The sequence below is a fragment of the Streptomyces sp. NPDC043896 genome, from assembly GCF_056435605.1.
The window spans coordinates 41,523-56,817 of the sequence record NZ_JBWKEE010000004.1; the positions used below are offsets into that span (position 1 = coordinate 41,523).

General features: G+C 73.3%; 13 protein-coding genes and 1 pseudogene. 6 read left to right on the forward strand and 8 right to left on the reverse strand.

The genetic code is table 11. The features are described from left to right. Positions 1-205 precede the first annotated feature (205 nt). The 4 genes from AC069X_RS06725 to AC069X_RS06740 form a co-directional block, all read right to left on the reverse strand. Positions 206-1,099, reverse strand: coding sequence for an amino acid ABC transporter permease (locus AC069X_RS06725; protein ID WP_478725848.1), 894 nt, complete (start codon positions 1,097-1,099; stop codon positions 206-208). Further along, on the reverse strand, positions 1,096-1,770 hold the full coding sequence (locus AC069X_RS06730) for an amino acid ABC transporter permease (RefSeq protein WP_478725850.1): 675 nt from the start codon (positions 1,768-1,770) through the stop codon (positions 1,096-1,098). The genes AC069X_RS06725 and AC069X_RS06730 overlap by 4 nt, the downstream gene beginning before the upstream one ends. Before the next feature lie 85 nt (positions 1,771-1,855). Then, a complete protein-coding gene (locus AC069X_RS06735; protein WP_478725852.1) occupies positions 1,856-2,710 on the reverse strand; it encodes a glutamate ABC transporter substrate-binding protein in 855 nt (284 codons plus the stop codon). A gap of 98 nt (positions 2,711-2,808) precedes the next feature. Continuing rightward, positions 2,809-3,594, reverse strand: coding sequence for an amino acid ABC transporter ATP-binding protein (locus AC069X_RS06740; RefSeq protein WP_478725854.1), 786 nt, complete (start codon positions 3,592-3,594; stop codon positions 2,809-2,811). A gap of 276 nt (positions 3,595-3,870) precedes the next feature. Here AC069X_RS06740 and AC069X_RS06745 point away from each other — a divergent pair, with 276 nt between their 5' ends. Both AC069X_RS06745 and AC069X_RS06750 read left to right on the forward strand, forming a co-directional pair. Then, positions 3,871-4,575 (forward strand): response regulator transcription factor, encoded by a 705-nt coding sequence (locus tag AC069X_RS06745; protein ID WP_478725856.1) that lies wholly within the window; start codon positions 3,871-3,873, stop codon positions 4,573-4,575. Positions 4,576-4,587: 12 nt separating this feature from the next. After that, a complete protein-coding gene (locus AC069X_RS06750) occupies positions 4,588-6,000 on the forward strand; it encodes a sensor histidine kinase (protein ID WP_478725858.1) in 1,413 nt (470 codons plus the stop codon). A gap of 10 nt (positions 6,001-6,010) precedes the next feature. Here AC069X_RS06750 and AC069X_RS06755 read toward each other — a convergent pair whose 3' ends face one another. Both AC069X_RS06755 and AC069X_RS06760 read right to left on the reverse strand, forming a co-directional pair. Further along, complete coding sequence (locus tag AC069X_RS06755) at positions 6,011-8,152, reverse strand: endo-beta-N-acetylglucosaminidase (RefSeq protein WP_478725859.1); 2,142 nt, start codon at positions 8,150-8,152, stop codon at positions 6,011-6,013. 81 nt (positions 8,153-8,233) lie between these two features. Then, on the reverse strand, positions 8,234-9,469 hold the full coding sequence (locus AC069X_RS06760; protein WP_478725861.1) for a glycoside hydrolase 5 family protein: 1,236 nt from the start codon (positions 9,467-9,469) through the stop codon (positions 8,234-8,236). 197 nt (positions 9,470-9,666) lie between these two features. On the opposite strand from AC069X_RS06760, the pseudogene AC069X_RS06765 reads away from it, so the two are divergent. Both AC069X_RS06765 and AC069X_RS06770 read left to right on the forward strand, forming a co-directional pair. Then, positions 9,667-10,041, forward strand: a pseudogene (locus AC069X_RS06765) (substrate-binding domain-containing protein); the annotation flags it as partial. 93 nt (positions 10,042-10,134) lie between these two features. Continuing rightward, positions 10,135-11,076, forward strand: a complete 942-nt coding sequence (locus tag AC069X_RS06770) for an ROK family protein (RefSeq protein WP_478726346.1) — start codon at positions 10,135-10,137, stop codon at positions 11,074-11,076. On the opposite strand, the gene AC069X_RS06775 is transcribed toward AC069X_RS06770, so the two are convergent. Together AC069X_RS06775 and AC069X_RS06780 are read right to left on the reverse strand one after the other, a co-directional pair. Further along, on the reverse strand, positions 11,066-12,061 hold the full coding sequence (locus tag AC069X_RS06775) for a TAXI family TRAP transporter solute-binding subunit (protein ID WP_478725863.1): 996 nt from the start codon (positions 12,059-12,061) through the stop codon (positions 11,066-11,068). The genes AC069X_RS06770 and AC069X_RS06775 overlap by 11 nt on opposite strands. 32 nt (positions 12,062-12,093) lie before the next feature. Next, positions 12,094-13,053 (reverse strand): LysR family transcriptional regulator, encoded by a 960-nt coding sequence (locus AC069X_RS06780; protein WP_478725865.1) that lies wholly within the window; start codon positions 13,051-13,053, stop codon positions 12,094-12,096. A 71-nt stretch (positions 13,054-13,124) separates the two neighbouring features. On the opposite strand from AC069X_RS06780, the gene AC069X_RS06785 reads away from it, so the two are divergent. Next, on the forward strand, positions 13,125-13,763 hold the full coding sequence (locus AC069X_RS06785; RefSeq protein ID WP_478725867.1) for a maleylpyruvate isomerase family mycothiol-dependent enzyme: 639 nt from the start codon (positions 13,125-13,127) through the stop codon (positions 13,761-13,763). Next, a complete protein-coding gene (miaB, locus tag AC069X_RS06790) occupies positions 13,760-15,280 on the forward strand; it encodes a tRNA (N6-isopentenyl adenosine(37)-C2)-methylthiotransferase MiaB (RefSeq protein WP_478725869.1) in 1,521 nt (506 codons plus the stop codon). The genes AC069X_RS06785 and miaB overlap by 4 nt, the downstream gene beginning before the upstream one ends. Positions 15,281-15,295: the final 15 nt, after the last annotated feature.

Here is a 15,295-nt window from a genome sequence, read left to right on the forward strand (position 1 = left end):
CCAGGGGTCCGGGGCTGCGTCCCCCGGCTCCTGGTTTTTCACCAAAAACTATATACCCCCCCTGGGGGTTTCCTTTGTCAGGCACCACCGGGGGGGGGGGGGGGGGGGTGGGGGGGGGGAGACCCCCCCCCACCACAGGGGCTACGCAATATGACTGACCCTACGTCAGCCCTCCGGCGGTTCTCCGCCGGGGCTGGGTCCGGGGTCAGGCCGCCGAGTTGGCTCCGGTGGCCATGTCGTTCACGTCGGAGACGCCGACCACCGCGCCGGTGCTCTTCTTCGACTGCCGCAGCCGGCCCTCCATCCAGGAGGCGAAGGAGGTGAGGGCGAAGTTCACCGCGATGTAGATCAGGGCGATCACCACGAGGGTGGGGATGGTGTTGCTGTAGTTCGCCGAGATCTGCCGGTTCGCCGCCAGCAGGTCGCTGACGCCGAGGACCGAGCCGCCGAGCGCGGTGTCCTTGAGGATCACCACGAGCTGGCTGACCAGGGCCGGCAGCATGGCCGTGACCGCCTGCGGGATGAGCACGTGGACCATGGTCTGGCCCTTGCGCATGCCGATCGCCTTGGCGGCGTCGGTCTGGCCGCGCGGCAGCGAGAGCACGCCCGCCCGGACGATCTCGGCGATGACCGCGGCGTTGTACAGGACCAGGCCGATCACCACCGCGTACATCGGGCGGAAGTCCGAGGACACGGCGGGCACGTACATCACGAGGAACGCCGAGCCGAAGATCATCAGCATCAGCACCGGGATGGCGCGGAAGAACTCGACGACCGCGCCGACCGGGACGCGCACCCAGGCGTGGTCGGAGAGCCGGCCGATGCCCAGCAGGGCGCCCAGCGGCAGCGCGATCACCATGGCGATCACACCGGCCTTCAGGGTCTCCAGCAGGCCGGGGATCAGGAAGGTGGTCCAGATCCGGCCGTCGGTGACGAAGGGGGTCCACTTGTCGGCGTCGAGCTGGTTCTTCTCCCCCATGACGGAGAGGACCCACCAGGCGGCGAGCGCGAGCAGGACGACGAAGACGACCGTGTAGATCCAGTTGCGGGACTTGGCCTTGGGGCCGGGGACGTCGTACAGCACGGAGTTGGAGCTCATCGCTTCACCGCCACTCGCTTGGCCACCCAGCCCAGCAGCAGACCGGTGGGGAGGGTCAGCAGGACGAAGCCGAGGGCGAAGACCCCGAAGACGGCGAAGAGCGCCTGCGCTTCGTTCTCGATCATTTCCTTCATCAGCAGGGCCGCCTCGGCCACGCCGATGGCCGCGGCCACCGTGGTGTTCTTGGTGAGCGCGATCAGTACGTTGGCGAGCGGTGCGATGACCGCCCGGAAGGCCTGGGGGAGCACGATCAGGGTGAGCACCTGGAAGAAGCTCAGACCCAGCGCGCGGGCCGCCTCGGCCTGGCCGACGGGCACGGTGTTGATGCCCGAGCGCAGCGCCTCGCAGACGAAGGTGCCGGTGTAGGCGGTCAGCGCGAGGACGGCCAGCCGGAAGCCGGTCTCCTTGAAGGTGTCCCCGCCCATGTTGAGGCCCAGGGTCTGGCTGAGGCCCAGCGAGCTCGCGATGACCAGCAGGGTCAGCGGGGTGTTGCGTACGAGGTTGACGTACGCGGTGCCGAAGGCCCGCATCAGCGGGACGGGGCTGACCCGCATCCCGGCCAGGACGGTGCCCCATATGAGGGAGCCCACCGCCGAATAGAGGGTGAGCTGAACCGTCACCCAGAAGGCTCCGAGCAGGTCGTACTGCCCGGAATCAAGAAAGTCGAACACGTTGCCCTGCGCTCTCCCCAGGATGGCCGGTGGGGTACGCCGCCGCCCGCGGACGGGCGGGCGGCGGCGCACCCCACCGGGAAAATCAGCTGCCTTCGGTGATCTGCGGGGCAGGCTCGTTCTGGAAGCCGGACGGGCCGAGGTTCTTCTTCACGGCCGCTTCCCAGGAGCCGTCCGAGACCATCTTCTTGAGCGCGGCGTTGATCTTGGTCTGGAGGTCCTTGTCGCCCTTCTTCAGACCGATGCCGTAGTTCTCGTTGCTCATGTTCAGGCCGACGAGCTTGAACTTGCCCTTGTTCTTCTCCTGCGCGGCGTAACCGGCGAGGATCGAGTTGTCCGTGGTCAGCGCGTCCACGGCCTTGTTCTCCAGGCCGGTGAGGCACTCGGAGTAGCCCGGGAACTCCTGCAGGTCCGCGTCCTTGGCCAGGTCCTTCTTGATGTTCTGCGCCGAGGTGGAGCCCGTGACGGAGCAGAGCTTCTTCTTGTTGAGGTCCTCGACCTTGGTGATCGAGCTGTCGTCGGCGCGGACCAGCAGGTCCTGGTGGGCCAGGAAGTACGGGCCGGCGAAGTCGACCTTGGCCTTGCGCTTGTCGTTGATCGAGTACGTGGCGGCGATGAACTTCACGTCGCCGTTGGAGATCAGGTTCTCGCGCTCGGCGCTGACGGCCTGCTTCCACTCGATCTGGTCCGGCTGGTAGCCGAGCTCCTTGGCGACGTAGGTCGCCACGTCGACGTCGAAGCCCTCGAACTTGCCGTCCGGGGTCTTCAGGCCCATGCCCGGCTGGTCGAACTTGATGCCGATGACGATCTTGTCCGACTTGGTGCCGCCGGAGGCGCCCGCGTCGCTCGCCGTGTCCTTGCTGCCGCCGCCACAGGCGGTCGCCGTCAGGGCGAGAACGACGGCCGTGGCCACGGCAGCGCCGGTCTTGAGAACCTTCATGGTGAACTTCCCTCGGGTGAGACGTTGTTGAACGACGAGCAGGACACGTCGTGGGCGACGGCACGGGCCGTCGATCGGATCACTACCAGACGAGAGCGTCAGTGGTGCAGGATCTTCGAGAGGAAGTCCTTGGCGCGGTCGCTCTTCGGGGCGCTGAAGAACGGCTCGGGGGCGGCCTGTTCGACGATCTTCCCGTCCGCCATGAAGACGACCCGGTCGGCCGCGGAGCGGGCGAAGCCCATCTCGTGCGTGACGACCACCATCGTCATCCCCTCGCGGGCGAGCTGCTGCATGACCTCCAGCACCTCGTTGATCATCTCCGGGTCCAGGGCCGAGGTGGGCTCGTCGAAGAGCATCACCTTCGGGTCCATCGCCAGCGCCCGGGCGATCGCCACGCGCTGCTGCTGGCCACCGGACAGCTGCGCCGGGTACTTGTCGGCCTGTGCGCCGACACCCACCCGGTCCAGCAGCGCCTTCGCCTTCTCCAGGGCCGTCGCCTGGTCCGTCTTGCGGACCTTGAGCTGACCCAGCATCACGTTCTGCAGCACGGTCTTGTGTGCGAACAGGTTGAAGGACTGGAAGACCATGCCCACGTCGGCGCGCAGCCGGGCCAGTTCCCTGCCCTCGGCCGGAAGCGGCTTCCCGTCCAGCGTGATGCTGCCCGAGTCGATCGTCTCCAGCCGGTTGATGGTCCGGCACAGCGTCGACTTGCCCGAGCCCGAGGGCCCGATCACGACGACGACCTCACCGCGGGCAATGCTCAGATCGATGTCCTGAAGCACGTGCAGCGCGCCGAAGTGCTTGTTGACGTTGCTCAGTACGACCAGGGCGTCCGCGGCACCGGCCGCACCCTCCACGTCCTTGGTCACTGATACTCCGCTCATCGGCTTCTTGCTCCGTCCTCCGTCGGTTGGGAGGACAGTAGTGACGAGGCACGCACACCGTCATCACATCTGAGCGAGAATTGAGCATAACGAAACGGCCTCGCACCGATACGCTCCGTGCGCGGTACCCACGAAGGGCGCGATGTACTCGTACCGGGTGCATAACGGAAGACTCGCCGGACCGGAACCCTCTTGACGTGGGACCTTCCATGGGCGTGGATGCATGGTGACCATGTGTACGGAAGCTGAAGCAGAGGAAGAGGGGAGGGGGACGCCATGAGGCTGCTGCTCGTCGAGGACGACGATCACGTCGCCGCCGCGCTGTCGGCGATCCTCGCCCGCCACGGCTTCCAGGTGACCCACGCCCGCAACGGCGAGGAGGCCCTCCAGGCGCTGCTGCCGGCCGGCGCCAAGCCCTTCGGAGTGGTCCTCCTGGACCTGGGCCTGCCCGACCAGGACGGCTACGAGGTCTGCGGCAAGATCCGCAAGCGCACCTCCACGCCGGTCATCATGGTGACCGCCCGCGGCGACGTCCGCTCGCGCATCCACGGCCTGAACATGGGCGCCGACGACTACGTGGTCAAGCCGTACGACACCGGCGAACTCCTCGCCCGCATCCACGCCGTCGCCCGGCGCACGGGCACCTCCGACGAGGCCGCCGCCACCCCCGCGAGCGCCCCCGGCACGGTCCGGCTCGGCCCCGTCGCCGTCGAGCTGCCCACCCGCCGCGTCACCGTGAACGGCACCGACGTACCCCTCACCCGCAAGGAGTTCGACCTGCTGGCCCTGCTCGCGCAGCGGCCCGGCGTGGTCTTCCGCCGCGAGCAGATCATCAGCGAGGTGTGGCGCACCAGCTGGGAGGGCACCGGCCGGACCCTGGAGGTCCACGTCGCCTCGCTGCGCTCCAAGCTGGGCATGCCCGCGCTCATCGAGACCGTCCGCGGGGTGGGCTACCGGCTCGTCACCCCGGCCGCCCCCTAGCGGGACCCCGCGGTGCGCACCCGGCTGCTCCCGCTCCTGGTCATCCTGATGGCGGGCGTCCTGATCGCGCTCGGTCTGCCGCTCGCCGTCAGCCTGGCCGCCGCCCAGCAGCAACGGGTGGTGGTCGACCGCATCGACGACAGCGCCCGCTTCGCCGCCCTCGCCCAGTTCGTCATCGACGCCGAAGGCTCCGGAGCCACCGGCGCCGACGAGCGCCGCGAGACCCTCCAGCTCGAACTCGCCCGCTACCAGGAGCTGTACGGCATCCGCGTCGGCATCTTCTACCGCGACGACAACGCCATGGTCCGCGCGCCCGGCTGGTGGCAGCTCCCCGAGTCCGGCGAGGCCCGCCGCGCCTTCGACGAGGCCCTGGCCGGCCGGCGCAGCCACGACCCCGGCCAGGTCTGGCCCTGGCAGACCCACGGGAAGCTCCTCGTCATCTCCCCGGTCGTCCTCGACGGCGACGTCGTCGCCGTCGTCGCCACCGAATCACCCACCGACCAGATGCGCGCCCGGACCCTGCGCGGCTGGCTGATCATCGCCGCCGGACTCGCCGCCGCCATGCTCGTCGCCTTCGCCGCCGCCCTGCGCCTGACCAGCTGGGTGCTCAAGCCCGTACAGACCCTGGACGCCGCCGCCCACGGCATCGCCACCGGACGGATGAACTCCCGCGTCGCCGCCGCCGGCGGCCCCCCGGAACTCAGGCGCCTGGCCCGCTCGTTCAACGAGATGGCCGACAACGTCGAAGAGGTACTGGAGCAGCAGCGGGCGTTCGTCGCCGACGCCTCCCACCAGCTGCGCAACCCGCTCGCCGCGCTGCTCCTGCGCATCGAGCTCCTCGCCCTCGAACTCCCCGAGGGCAACGAGGAGATCGCCTCCGTGCGCACCGAGGGCAAACGCCTCGCCCAGGTCCTCGACGACCTCCTGGACCTGGCGCTGGCCGAGCACGCCTCCGCCGAGATCAGCCTCACCGACATCGCCGAGCTCGCCGCGGAGCGGGTGGCGGCCTGGCGGCCCTACGCCGACGAGAAGGGCGTACGGCTCGTCGAGGCCGGCCGCTCCGCCGTCACCGGCTGGGCCGACCCCATCGCGCTGTCCAGCGCGCTCGACGCCGTCATCGACAACGCCCTCAAGTTCACGCCCGCCGGCGAGGAGGTCGAGGTCTCGGTCACCGCCGAGGGCCGCAGCGCGCTCGTCGTCGTCGCCGACCGGGGACCCGGTCTGACCGAGGAGGAACTGCTGCGCGTCGGCGACCGCTTCTGGCGCAGCGGCCGCCACCAGAACGTGAAGGGCTCCGGACTCGGCCTGTCCATCTCCCGCGCGCTGCTCGCCTCCGGCGGCGGATCCATCTCCTACGAGACGAACCCGCCGCACGGGCTGCGCGTCACGGTCGCCGTACCCCGCACCGACCCCCACGGGGCCTAGGCCTGGGAGATCAGCGCCACGGCAGCTCGGTACGGGCCGGGGCCGAGACGGCGTACGTCTCGTCCACCGCCCGCAGCTCGAAGACGGCCGCGCGCTCCGCACCGGCCCGGATGACGGACGGCAGGTACAGGGCGGCCGCGCAGCTGCCGGCCAGGAAGCGGCGGGTGCCGTCGGGGAGCAGGCGGTGCAGCTCGTAGTGCCGGACCGGACCGGCCGGCCGGTCCCAGCGCAGGCGGAGCTCGGCACGGCCGTCGCCCTGCCGGGCACAGGCCGCCACCCTGAGGTGGGCGGGCGGGGCCGGGGGCCGCCGCGCGGTGGTGTCGCGTACCGTCAGGGCCCCGAGCCGCCAGGACACCGGCTCCTTCCCGGGTGCGGTGATCCGTACGGCCAGGGCGTACGCGGTCCTCCCGGCCAGCCGCGCGAGGGAGACGCGGGAGGTCCGCCAGCCCCGTCCGGCGCCCGCCGTCGCCGTCCCCGCCGCCAGCCAGGTGTACGGCACCGGCGCCCCCGGAGCCGACGGCTCGCGGACGGCGACCCCGAGCTCGACCGCCACCGGCCCCGCTCCGCTCGTGTGCACCAGCTCCGCGACGGTCCGGCCCGTCAGCGGGAGCCGCGTGGCGTGCAGGCCCACGGCGGCGGGCGCGGTGAGCGGGCCCGCCACCAGCAGGCTGGAGCCCCCGCGCCAGGCGTCCTCGAAGTCCAGGGACACCGACGGGCGCGCCCCGGCGGTGTCCACCGCCCAGCGGCGTCCCGGCAGCCGGTCCTGGAGCGCGAGGTGGTTCCAGGGCTCCTCGGAGGTGACCGCGCCGCCCTCGTACCAGCGCAGCCCGTGACCGGTGTTGAAGGAACAGCCGAAGGGCAGCCCGGTGACGGTGGACCGGTCCGCGACGAACCCGGCCGGGGGGCGCCAGCCGGGGTCCGGGGACTCCGGAGAGGCCGGGGACTCCGGGGAGTCACCCGTCCAGAACCGGTCGTCGGCGCGGTGGAAGGCGCCGGGGGAGCGGTCCGCGAGGTGGTTGCGGGTCCACTCCGGCCGGTAGAAGCCCAGGCTGACCACGTGGTCGCGGTCGCGCGGGACGATCGCGTCCCACAGGACGGGGGAGTCCCAGCCCCTGGACTCCACGTCCACCGCCGCCCACAGCTCGTGGCGGCTGCGGCCGAGCCGTCCCGCGAGCGCCCCGGAGTCGGCGAGGGTGCGCGCCGTCCAGCGGAAGTCCACGAACACGGTGTCCGCGACACGGCCCGAACGGTCCTCGAAGAACTCCTGGTTGAGGGCGTTGAGGGCGCCCTGCCAGCCGACCCTGCCGGTGCTGTTCATCGCGTCGTACCAGGTGATGCGCAGCCCGTGCGGTGCGCCCGCCGTCCGCAGCGCGCGCAGGAATTCCCGCATCCGGGTGGCGAGGGCGCCGTCCCCGCCGTCGGTCTCGGCGTTGACGAACCAGCCGTCGAAGCCGTACGCCAGCGCCACCCGCACCAGCTGCTCCGCGATCGGGAACCGGCCGTCGGCCTCCCGCCGCACCAGGTCCCGCGTCCACTGGAGGTCGCCGCCGTACGGGACGGGCGGCAGGAACACGTTGCCCAGCACCCGGACGCCGTTGCGGTGGGCGGCGTCGACGACGGGCGCGTTCGGCGCCAGCACGATGCCCTCGCCGGCGGAGCCGCCCCAGAAGACCAGCTCGTCGAGGTACGCCCAGTGCGTCAGGGCGTAGTAGTCGGAGGTCGCCGACCCCTGGGAGGGGTTGCCGGAGGTCGGCCCGAACGAGACGAGCGCCGAGATCCGCGCCTGGCCGGCGCGGGCGCCACGGTGCGCGGGGACCGGGGTGAAGCGCGGGGCGAGCGGCACGGTGGCGGTGTTGTGGGGCAGGTCCGGGTCCGACTCCGGGGTCCAGGCGCTGAGCGAGCGCCAGACGACGCCGGGGGAGGGGGTGCCGTGCGGGAGGGAGTCCGGGAACCAGTAGGAGGCGTACGGGGCCAGGCTCCCGGCGGGCGGCGGCGTGGCAGGTGGAGCGGCTGCCGCCGCCGGGGCGGCCGGGCCGCGGAAGACGGCGGCCGTACTGGCCGCGGCCCCGGCGGCTCCGGCCGCCAGGACGGTGCGTCTGGTCGGGGGTAAGGGGGCGGGGCCGGGTTCGGGACCGGGGGCGGGACCGGGCATCGGGGGCTCCTCACGGTGCGGCTCGGGCTCGGGCGGGGGCTCGGGCGGGGGCGGGGCGGGGCGGCTCGGGCGGGGCGGCCGTCACCCCACTTCCTTGATGCGGAGCACCTGTGTGATGCCCCGGGACCGCAGATGGGCCGCGTCGTCGGCGCGGTCGGCCAGGACCACCGCCGGGCGGGCGCCCCGGACCGTCAGCGCGGCCCAGGCTTCGAAGAAGGCGCCGCCCGGGGCGCAGGCCGCGCGGCCCGGGGTCTCGTCCAGGACGAGCGCGGTGTCGCGTACGGGCGGGCGGTGCTCGCGGCCCCGCCAGGCCGCGGCGGTCCGGGCGACGGCGGCCCCGGCGGGCTTGGTCCGGCGGTCGTTGGTCAGCAGGCCGAGTCCGTACTCCAGCTCGGGGAAGTCCGCCAGCTCCCGGGACACGTCGTGCGAGCACCACCAGGTCACCCCCCACAGTCCGGGGCAGTCCAGCGCGGCCGCCAGCGTGGCCTCCGTGAACCGTGCGGCGTGCTCCGGCGGGACCAGTGGCGCGGGCGCCCCGACCTCCTGGAGCCAGACCGGGCGCAGCGGGTCCAGGGCCCACGCCTTGGACAGCTCGATCAGATAGGCGGCGTGGTGCTCGGTCGCCGTCCCGGCGGGGCCGTGGCGCTGCGCGGTGCCGTTGAACACCCACGAGTGCACGGTGGTGGCCCCGCCCAGCCGGGCCGCCTGGGCGGGGGTGAAGGGGTGCCCGTCCTGGTACCAGGCCGCGTCGTACTCGGCGTGCACGTGCAGCCGCCCCGGCGCGCCCCGCTCGCAGGCGGCGAGCATGCGCTCCAGCCAGCGTTCCGCCTGCTCCGGCGTGACGCGGTCGGGGTCCGGGTGCGGCGGGCCGGAGAACTGGTTGATCTCGTTGCCCACCGTCATGCCCAGGAAGTTCGGCCGGTCGGCGAGCGCCGAGGCGAGGGTGCGCAGGTACTCCTCCTGGCCGGCGGCCACCTCCGGGTCGGTGAAGAGGTTGCGGCGGTGCCAGGTCCGGGTCCAGGCGGGCAGGAAGTCGAAGCTCGACAGGTGCCCCTGGAGGCCGTCCACGGCGACGTCGAGCCCGCGTGCGGCGGCCGCGTCGGCGAGGGCGACCAGCTGCTCGACGGCGCGGGGCCGGATCAGGGCCCGGTTGGGCTGGAAGAGCGGCCACAGCGGGAAGACGCGTACGTGGTCCAGGCCGAGCGCGGCGATCGAGTCGAGGTCCGCCGCGACCTCGGAGAGGTCGAAGTCCAGCCAGTGGTGGAACCAGCCGCGGGCAGGGGTGTAGTTGACGCCGAAGCGCGGGGTGCGGTGCATGGAGTGTCCCGGAGTCTCGGGGAACGCGCCGGACGCCCACAACCTGCCGGGTCGCCCGGGACGGAGTCAACAGCGCCTTTGCCGCCGCGCGGCCGGATGGTCACGGGTCCCCGGTTCAAGCGGTCCGGCGGATGAATGGCGTGATTTTCGCGGCTGTTGCCGTGATGGCGAGGCTGGCGGGATCGCCCGACGGCCAGGTGCGCTCGGTGACCACCGACTACTCCGACACCGAGGGCGCCGCCGCCACCCGCCGGGTGCTCGCCGGGCCGGAGCCGCCGACCGCCCTCGTCTACGACAACGACGTCGTGGCGGTGGCCGGCAGCGCGGTCGCCGCCGGGCTGGGCATCCCCGTTCCGGACCGGCTCTCCGTCGTCGCCTGGGACGACTCCGCCCTGTGCCGTGTCACCCACCCCCGGCTGACCGCCCTCGTCCGCGACACCGCGGGATTCGGCCGGCTCGCGGCCGGGGAACTCCTCGCCCTCCTCGACGGAGCACCGCCCCGGGCCCTGGAGAGCGAGCTGCCCCGGCTGGAACCCCGCGAGAGTACGGCCGCGCCGCCGGCCGCATACTGAAATCCGACCCCTTCGCAGGAGCGCCACGTGACCACCCCCACCTCGTCCTTCCCGACGCCGCGCGCCGCCGCCGCGGCCGCCGCCGGTCCGACCGTGGCGATCGACATCGGCGGCACGAAGATCGCCGGGGCGCTGGTCCTCCCCGACGGCGCGATGGCGGCGGTCACCCGGCGTCCGACCCCGCGCGGGACCGACGCCGAGGGGGTCATGGCGGCGGTCGCCGAGGTCGTCGCCGAACTGGCGCAGGCCCCCCTGTGGACGCAGGCCGTCCGCTGCGGCGTCGGCAGCGCGGGCCCGGTGGACACCTCGCGGGGCACCGTGAGCCCCGTCAACATCGGGGCCTGGCGGGACTTTCCCGTCCAGGAGCGGATCGCCGCCGAGCTGGCGGCGCGGGGGGCCCGGATCCCGACCGTGCTGGCCGGGGACGGCGTGGCCATGACGGCCGCCGAGCACTGGCTGGGCGCCGCCCGGGGGCACGCCGACGCCCTGTGCATGGTGGTCTCCACCGGGGTCGGGGGCGGCCTGGTCCTGAACAACCAGCTCCACCCCGGCCCCACCGGCAACGCCGGTCACATCGGCCACATCAGCGTCGCGTTCGACGGCGAGCGCTGCGTCTGCGGAGGCCACGGCTGCGTCGAGTCCCTCGCCTCCGGGACCGCCATCGCCCGCTGGGCCCTCGCCCAGGGCTGGACCGGCCCCGACCCCACCGCGGCGGGCGTCGCCGCTTCCGCCGCGGCCGGCGATCCGGTGGCGCTGGCCGCCTTCGACCGCGCCGGACGCGCCCTGGCCGCGGCCATCGCGGCCACCGCCACCCTCGTCGAGATCGACATCGCCGTCATCGGCGGCGGGGTCGCCGCCAGCGGGGACACCCTCTTCGTCCCGATCCGGCGGCACCTGGCCTCGTACGCGGCCCTGTCCTTCGTCGAGGACCTCCAGGTCGTCCCGGCCGCCCTCGGCACCCACGCCGGACTGATCGGCGCGGCCGCCGCCGCGATGACGCTGCTGCCCGCCGGAGCCGGTCCCGCTACGGCTTGACCGACCGGTAGTACCGCCGGGCGCCCTCGTGCAGGTCCAGCGGGTCCGTGTAGATCGCCGTCCGCAGGTCCACGAGCTGCGCGGCGTGCACCTCGTGCCCGATCCGGTCCCGGCTGAGGATCACCGTCCGGGTGAACTGCTCGGTCAGCTCCGCACCGGTGTCCTCCCGGGTCACCAGCAGGTTCGGCACGGCGACCGTGGCCACCGCCGAGGTGTTGCGGGCCCGCGCGTACGCGTCCTGCGGCATCACGGCCGCCCGGTAGTACCGGGCCGGGCTGCCGCTGGCCTGGAGCTGCTCGACCAGGTCGCCCAGCTGCACCAGCCGGATGTCGAAGCGCTCCGACAGCTCGCGCACCGCGCTCGTCGGGAGGCCGCCGGACCAGAAGAAGGCGTCGATCCGCCCCGCCTCCAGCTCGGCGGGCATCGTGTCGATGCCGATCCCGACGGCGGTGATGTCCTTGTGCGGGTTCAGCTTGGCCGCCGTCAGCAGCCGCTCCGACACCAGCCGGACCCCCGAGCCGTCCTGGCCGACCGCCACCCGCCTGCCCCGCAGGTCACGGGCCGACTGCACCGGCGAGTTCGCCGGCACCACCAGCTGGACGTAGTCGTCGTAGAGGCGTGCGCAGCCCCGCAGCCGGTCGGCGCCCTGCTTCCCGTCGGCCCGGTACTTGGCGACCGCGTCGGCCGTCGCCACCGTGAAGTCCGCCTCCCCGGCCGCCACCCGCTGGAGGTTCTGCTGCGAGCCCTCGCTGGGCTCCAGCCGGACCTTCACCCCGGGCATGTCCTGAGCGAGGGCCCCCTCCAGGAGCTGCCCGTAGCGGTGGTAGACACCGGTACGCACCCCCGTGCTGAAGGTCAGCTCGCCGTCGGGCTCCGGCTCCCAGAAGGGCTTCGGCCACCACAGCAGCCCCCCGAGCACGACCAGCACGGCGGCCAGGCCCAGGAGGAGGCGGCGCCGGCTGAAACGGGGAGGTACGAGGGGCATGCCGGGATCCTCCCACCCACCCCCGCGTCCTGTCACGGCCCGACCGGGACGGCCGGGCCCGCCCCCGGCCCCGCGCCCCCGGCAGGCCCCGGCAGGGCGCCCCGGAGACGGGCCAGCAAGCGGCGTGCGGCGGGGCCGGGCGGGCCGTCCGCGCGCCAGGCCAGCGCGACCCGGCCGCTCAGCTCCGGGCCGGTGATCCGCAGCGCCCGCACCCCCGGCCCGGCCGCCGACTCCGCGCCGGCCGGGACCACCGCCACCCCCAGCCCCCGCGCCGCCAGCCGGGCCAGCACGGCGGGCGCGGCCGCCTCGCAGTCCACCCGGGGAGCGAAACCGGCCTCCGCGCAGGCCCGCTCCAGGACCCCGCGCAGCCCCGTCCCGCGCGGCAGGGCGATCAGGGCCCGGCCGCGCAGCTCCGCCAGCGGGATCCGGCCGTCCGCGGCGGCCCGTACCAGGGCGTCGTCGGCCCGGACCACCGCGACCAGGGGCTCGTCGAGGAGCAGCCGCGCGGTGATCCCCTGCGGGGGCTCCCCGGCGAGCCCGACGACCGCCAGGTCCAGTTCCCCCAGCCGCAGCGCCGCCAGCATCCGCTCCGAGGTGTCCTCGGTCAGCGAGATCTCCACCCCGGGGTGCGCGTCGTGGAAGTCCCCGAGCAGGCCCACCACGTCGAACGCCCCCACCGGCGCCGACGCCGCCCCCGGGACCAGCCCCAGCGCGACCCGGCCCCGCAGCAGCCCGGAGTACTCGTCGGCCGTCCGCCGGATCCCCTCCACCGCCGCCAGCGCGGCCCGCGCGTACGCGAGCACCGCACCGCCCGCCTCCGTCGGCACGACCCGCCGCCCCGAACGGTCCAGCAGCCGCTGCCCCAGCTCCCGCTCCAGCCGCCCGACCTGGGCGCTCACCCCGGGCTGGGAGACGTGCAGCCGCTCGGCGGCCCGGGTGAAGCCGCCCTCGTCCACCACCGCCACCAGGTACCGCAACTGAGCCAGCTCCATAACCGCTGATTCTAGATCGGAGAAGGAACCGCTCTTGGACTTATGGACCGTCCCCCGCCCACCCTGGACCCATGAGCCGAGCCGAAATCGCCAGGGCCACCGCCGCCGAGCGCCGCGAACTGGCCGACGTACTCGACGCCCTCACCCCCGCCCAGTGGGACGCCGCCTCCCTCTGCGCCGGCTGGAGCGTCCGCGAGGTCGCCGCCCACATGTCCCTCGGGTTCCGCACCTCGGTGCTCGGCTTCGCCGCCGAACTGCTCAGGTCCCGCGGCAGCCTGCACCGGATGACCGACCGGACCGCCCGCCGTGACGCCGCCGCCCACACCCCGCGCGAGCTCGCCGCCCTGCTGCGCGAGCACGCCCGCCACCCCTGGAAGCCCCCGGCCGGCGGCCCCACCTCCGGACTCGCCCACGACGTCGTCCACGGCCTCGACATCACCACCGCCCTCGGCCACCCGCGCCGCGTCCCCGAGGACCGGCTGCGTCCCCTGCTCGACGCCGTCACCCCGCGCGGCCTGCGCTTCTTCGGAGCCGACCTGACCGGCGTCCGGCTCGTCGCAGACGACCTCGACTGGTCCCGGGGCAGCGGCACCCCGGTCCACGGACCGGCCCAGGACCTGCTGCTCGTCCTCTTCGGCCGCCGCCTTCCGGCGGGCAGGCTGCACGGGGGACCGGAGGGCACTCCGGTACCGCCTACCCTTGTTGCATGACCAGCAGCAGCGACCGGAGCACGGCAGTGGTGGACCCCAAGGGAACTTACGAGGTGCGCACCTACGGGTGCCAGATGAACGTGCACGACTCCGAGCGGCTCTCCGGTCTGCTGGAGGACGCCGGCTACGTCCGGGCCCCCGAGGGCTCGGACGGCGACGCCGACGTCGTCGTCTTCAACACCTGCGCCGTCCGCGAGAACGCCGACAACAAGCTGTACGGCAACCTCGGCCGGCTCGCCCCGATGAAGACGAAGCGCCCCGGCATGCAGATCGCCGTCGGCGGCTGCCTCGCCCAGAAGGACCGCGACACCATCGTCAAGAAGGCCCCCTGGGTCGACGTCGTGTTCGGCACGCACAACATCGGCAAGCTGCCCGTCCTCCTGGAGCGCGCCCGCGTCCAGGAAGAGGCCCAGATCGAGATCGCCGAGTCGCTGGAGGCCTTCCCCTCCACCCTCCCGACCCGCCGGGAGTCCGCGTACGCCGCCTGGGTGTCGATCTCCGTCGGCTGCAACAACACCTGCACCTTCTGCATCGTCCCGGCGCTGCGCGGCAAGGAAGAGGACCGCCGGCCCGGCGACATCCTCGCCGAGGTGGAGGCCCTGGTCGCCGAGGGCGTCTCCGAGATCACCCTGCTCGGCCAGAACGTCAACGCCTACGGCTCCGACCTGGGCGACCGCGAGGCCTTCAGCAAGCTGCTGCGCGCCTGCGGACAGATCGAGGGCCTGGAGCGCGTCCGCTTCACCTCCCCGCACCCGCGCGACTTCACCGACGACGTCATCGCCGCCATGGCCGAGACGCCGAACGTGATGCCGCAGCTGCACATGCCGCTGCAGTCCGGCTCGGACCCGATCCTCAAGGCCATGCGCCGGTCGTACCGGCAGGAGCGTTTCCTCGGGATCATCGAGAAGGTCCGCGCCGCGATCCCGCACGCCGCGATCTCCACCGACATCATCGTGGGCTTCCCCGGCGAGACCGAGGAGGACTTCCAGCAGACGATGCACGTGGTGCGCGAGGCCCGCTTCGCCAACGCCTTCACCTTCCAGTACTCCAAGCGCCCCGGCACCCCCGCCGCCGACATGGAGGGCCAGATCCCCAAGGAGGTCGTCCAGGACCGCTACATGCGCCTGGTCGCACTCCAGGAGGAGATCTCCTGGGAGGAGAACAAGAAGCAGGTCGGCCGCACCCTCGAGGTCATGGTCGCCGAGGGCGAGGGCCGCAAGGACGGCGCCACCGCCCGCCTGTCCGGCCGCGCCCCGGACAACCGCCTGGTGCACTTCACCAAGCCCGACGAGGACGTGCGCCCCGGCGACGTGGTGACCGTGGAGATCACCTACGCCGCCCCGCACCACCTGCTCGCCGAGGGCCCGACGCAGGCCGTGCGCCGCACCCGGGCCGGTGACGCCTGGGAGAAGCGCAACGCCGCCCCGGCCCAGCCGGCGGGCGTCATGCTCGGCATCCCGTCCATCGGCGTCCCGGCCCCGCTGCCGGTGGCCGCCTCGGGCTGCGCGATCGACTGACCACGCGCCGCCGGA

What these genes read in the sequence shown, in the direction of transcription:
- AC069X_RS06755 (WP_478725859.1), bottom strand. Translation starts at nt 8,152, where the DNA reads ATGCCCGGTCCCGCCCCCGGTCCCGAACCCGGCCCCGCCCCCTTACCC.
- AC069X_RS06740 (WP_478725854.1), bottom strand. Translation starts at nt 3,594, where the DNA reads ATGAGCGGAGTATCAGTGACCAAGGACGTGGAGGGTGCGGCCGGTGCC.
- AC069X_RS06735 (WP_478725852.1), bottom strand. Translation starts at nt 2,710, where the DNA reads ATGAAGGTTCTCAAGACCGGCGCTGCCGTGGCCACGGCCGTCGTTCTC.
- AC069X_RS06745 (WP_478725856.1), top strand. Translation starts at nt 3,871, where the DNA reads ATGAGGCTGCTGCTCGTCGAGGACGACGATCACGTCGCCGCCGCGCTG.
- AC069X_RS06780 (WP_478725865.1), bottom strand. Translation starts at nt 13,053, where the DNA reads ATGGAGCTGGCTCAGTTGCGGTACCTGGTGGCGGTGGTGGACGAGGGC.
- AC069X_RS06785 (WP_478725867.1), top strand. Translation starts at nt 13,125, where the DNA reads ATGAGCCGAGCCGAAATCGCCAGGGCCACCGCCGCCGAGCGCCGCGAA.
- AC069X_RS06725 (WP_478725848.1), bottom strand. Translation starts at nt 1,099, where the DNA reads ATGAGCTCCAACTCCGTGCTGTACGACGTCCCCGGCCCCAAGGCCAAG.
- AC069X_RS06775 (WP_478725863.1), bottom strand. Translation starts at nt 12,061, where the DNA reads ATGCCCCTCGTACCTCCCCGTTTCAGCCGGCGCCGCCTCCTCCTGGGC.
- miaB (WP_478725869.1), top strand. Translation starts at nt 13,760, where the DNA reads ATGACCAGCAGCAGCGACCGGAGCACGGCAGTGGTGGACCCCAAGGGA.
- AC069X_RS06760 (WP_478725861.1), bottom strand. Translation starts at nt 9,469, where the DNA reads ATGCACCGCACCCCGCGCTTCGGCGTCAACTACACCCCTGCCCGCGGC.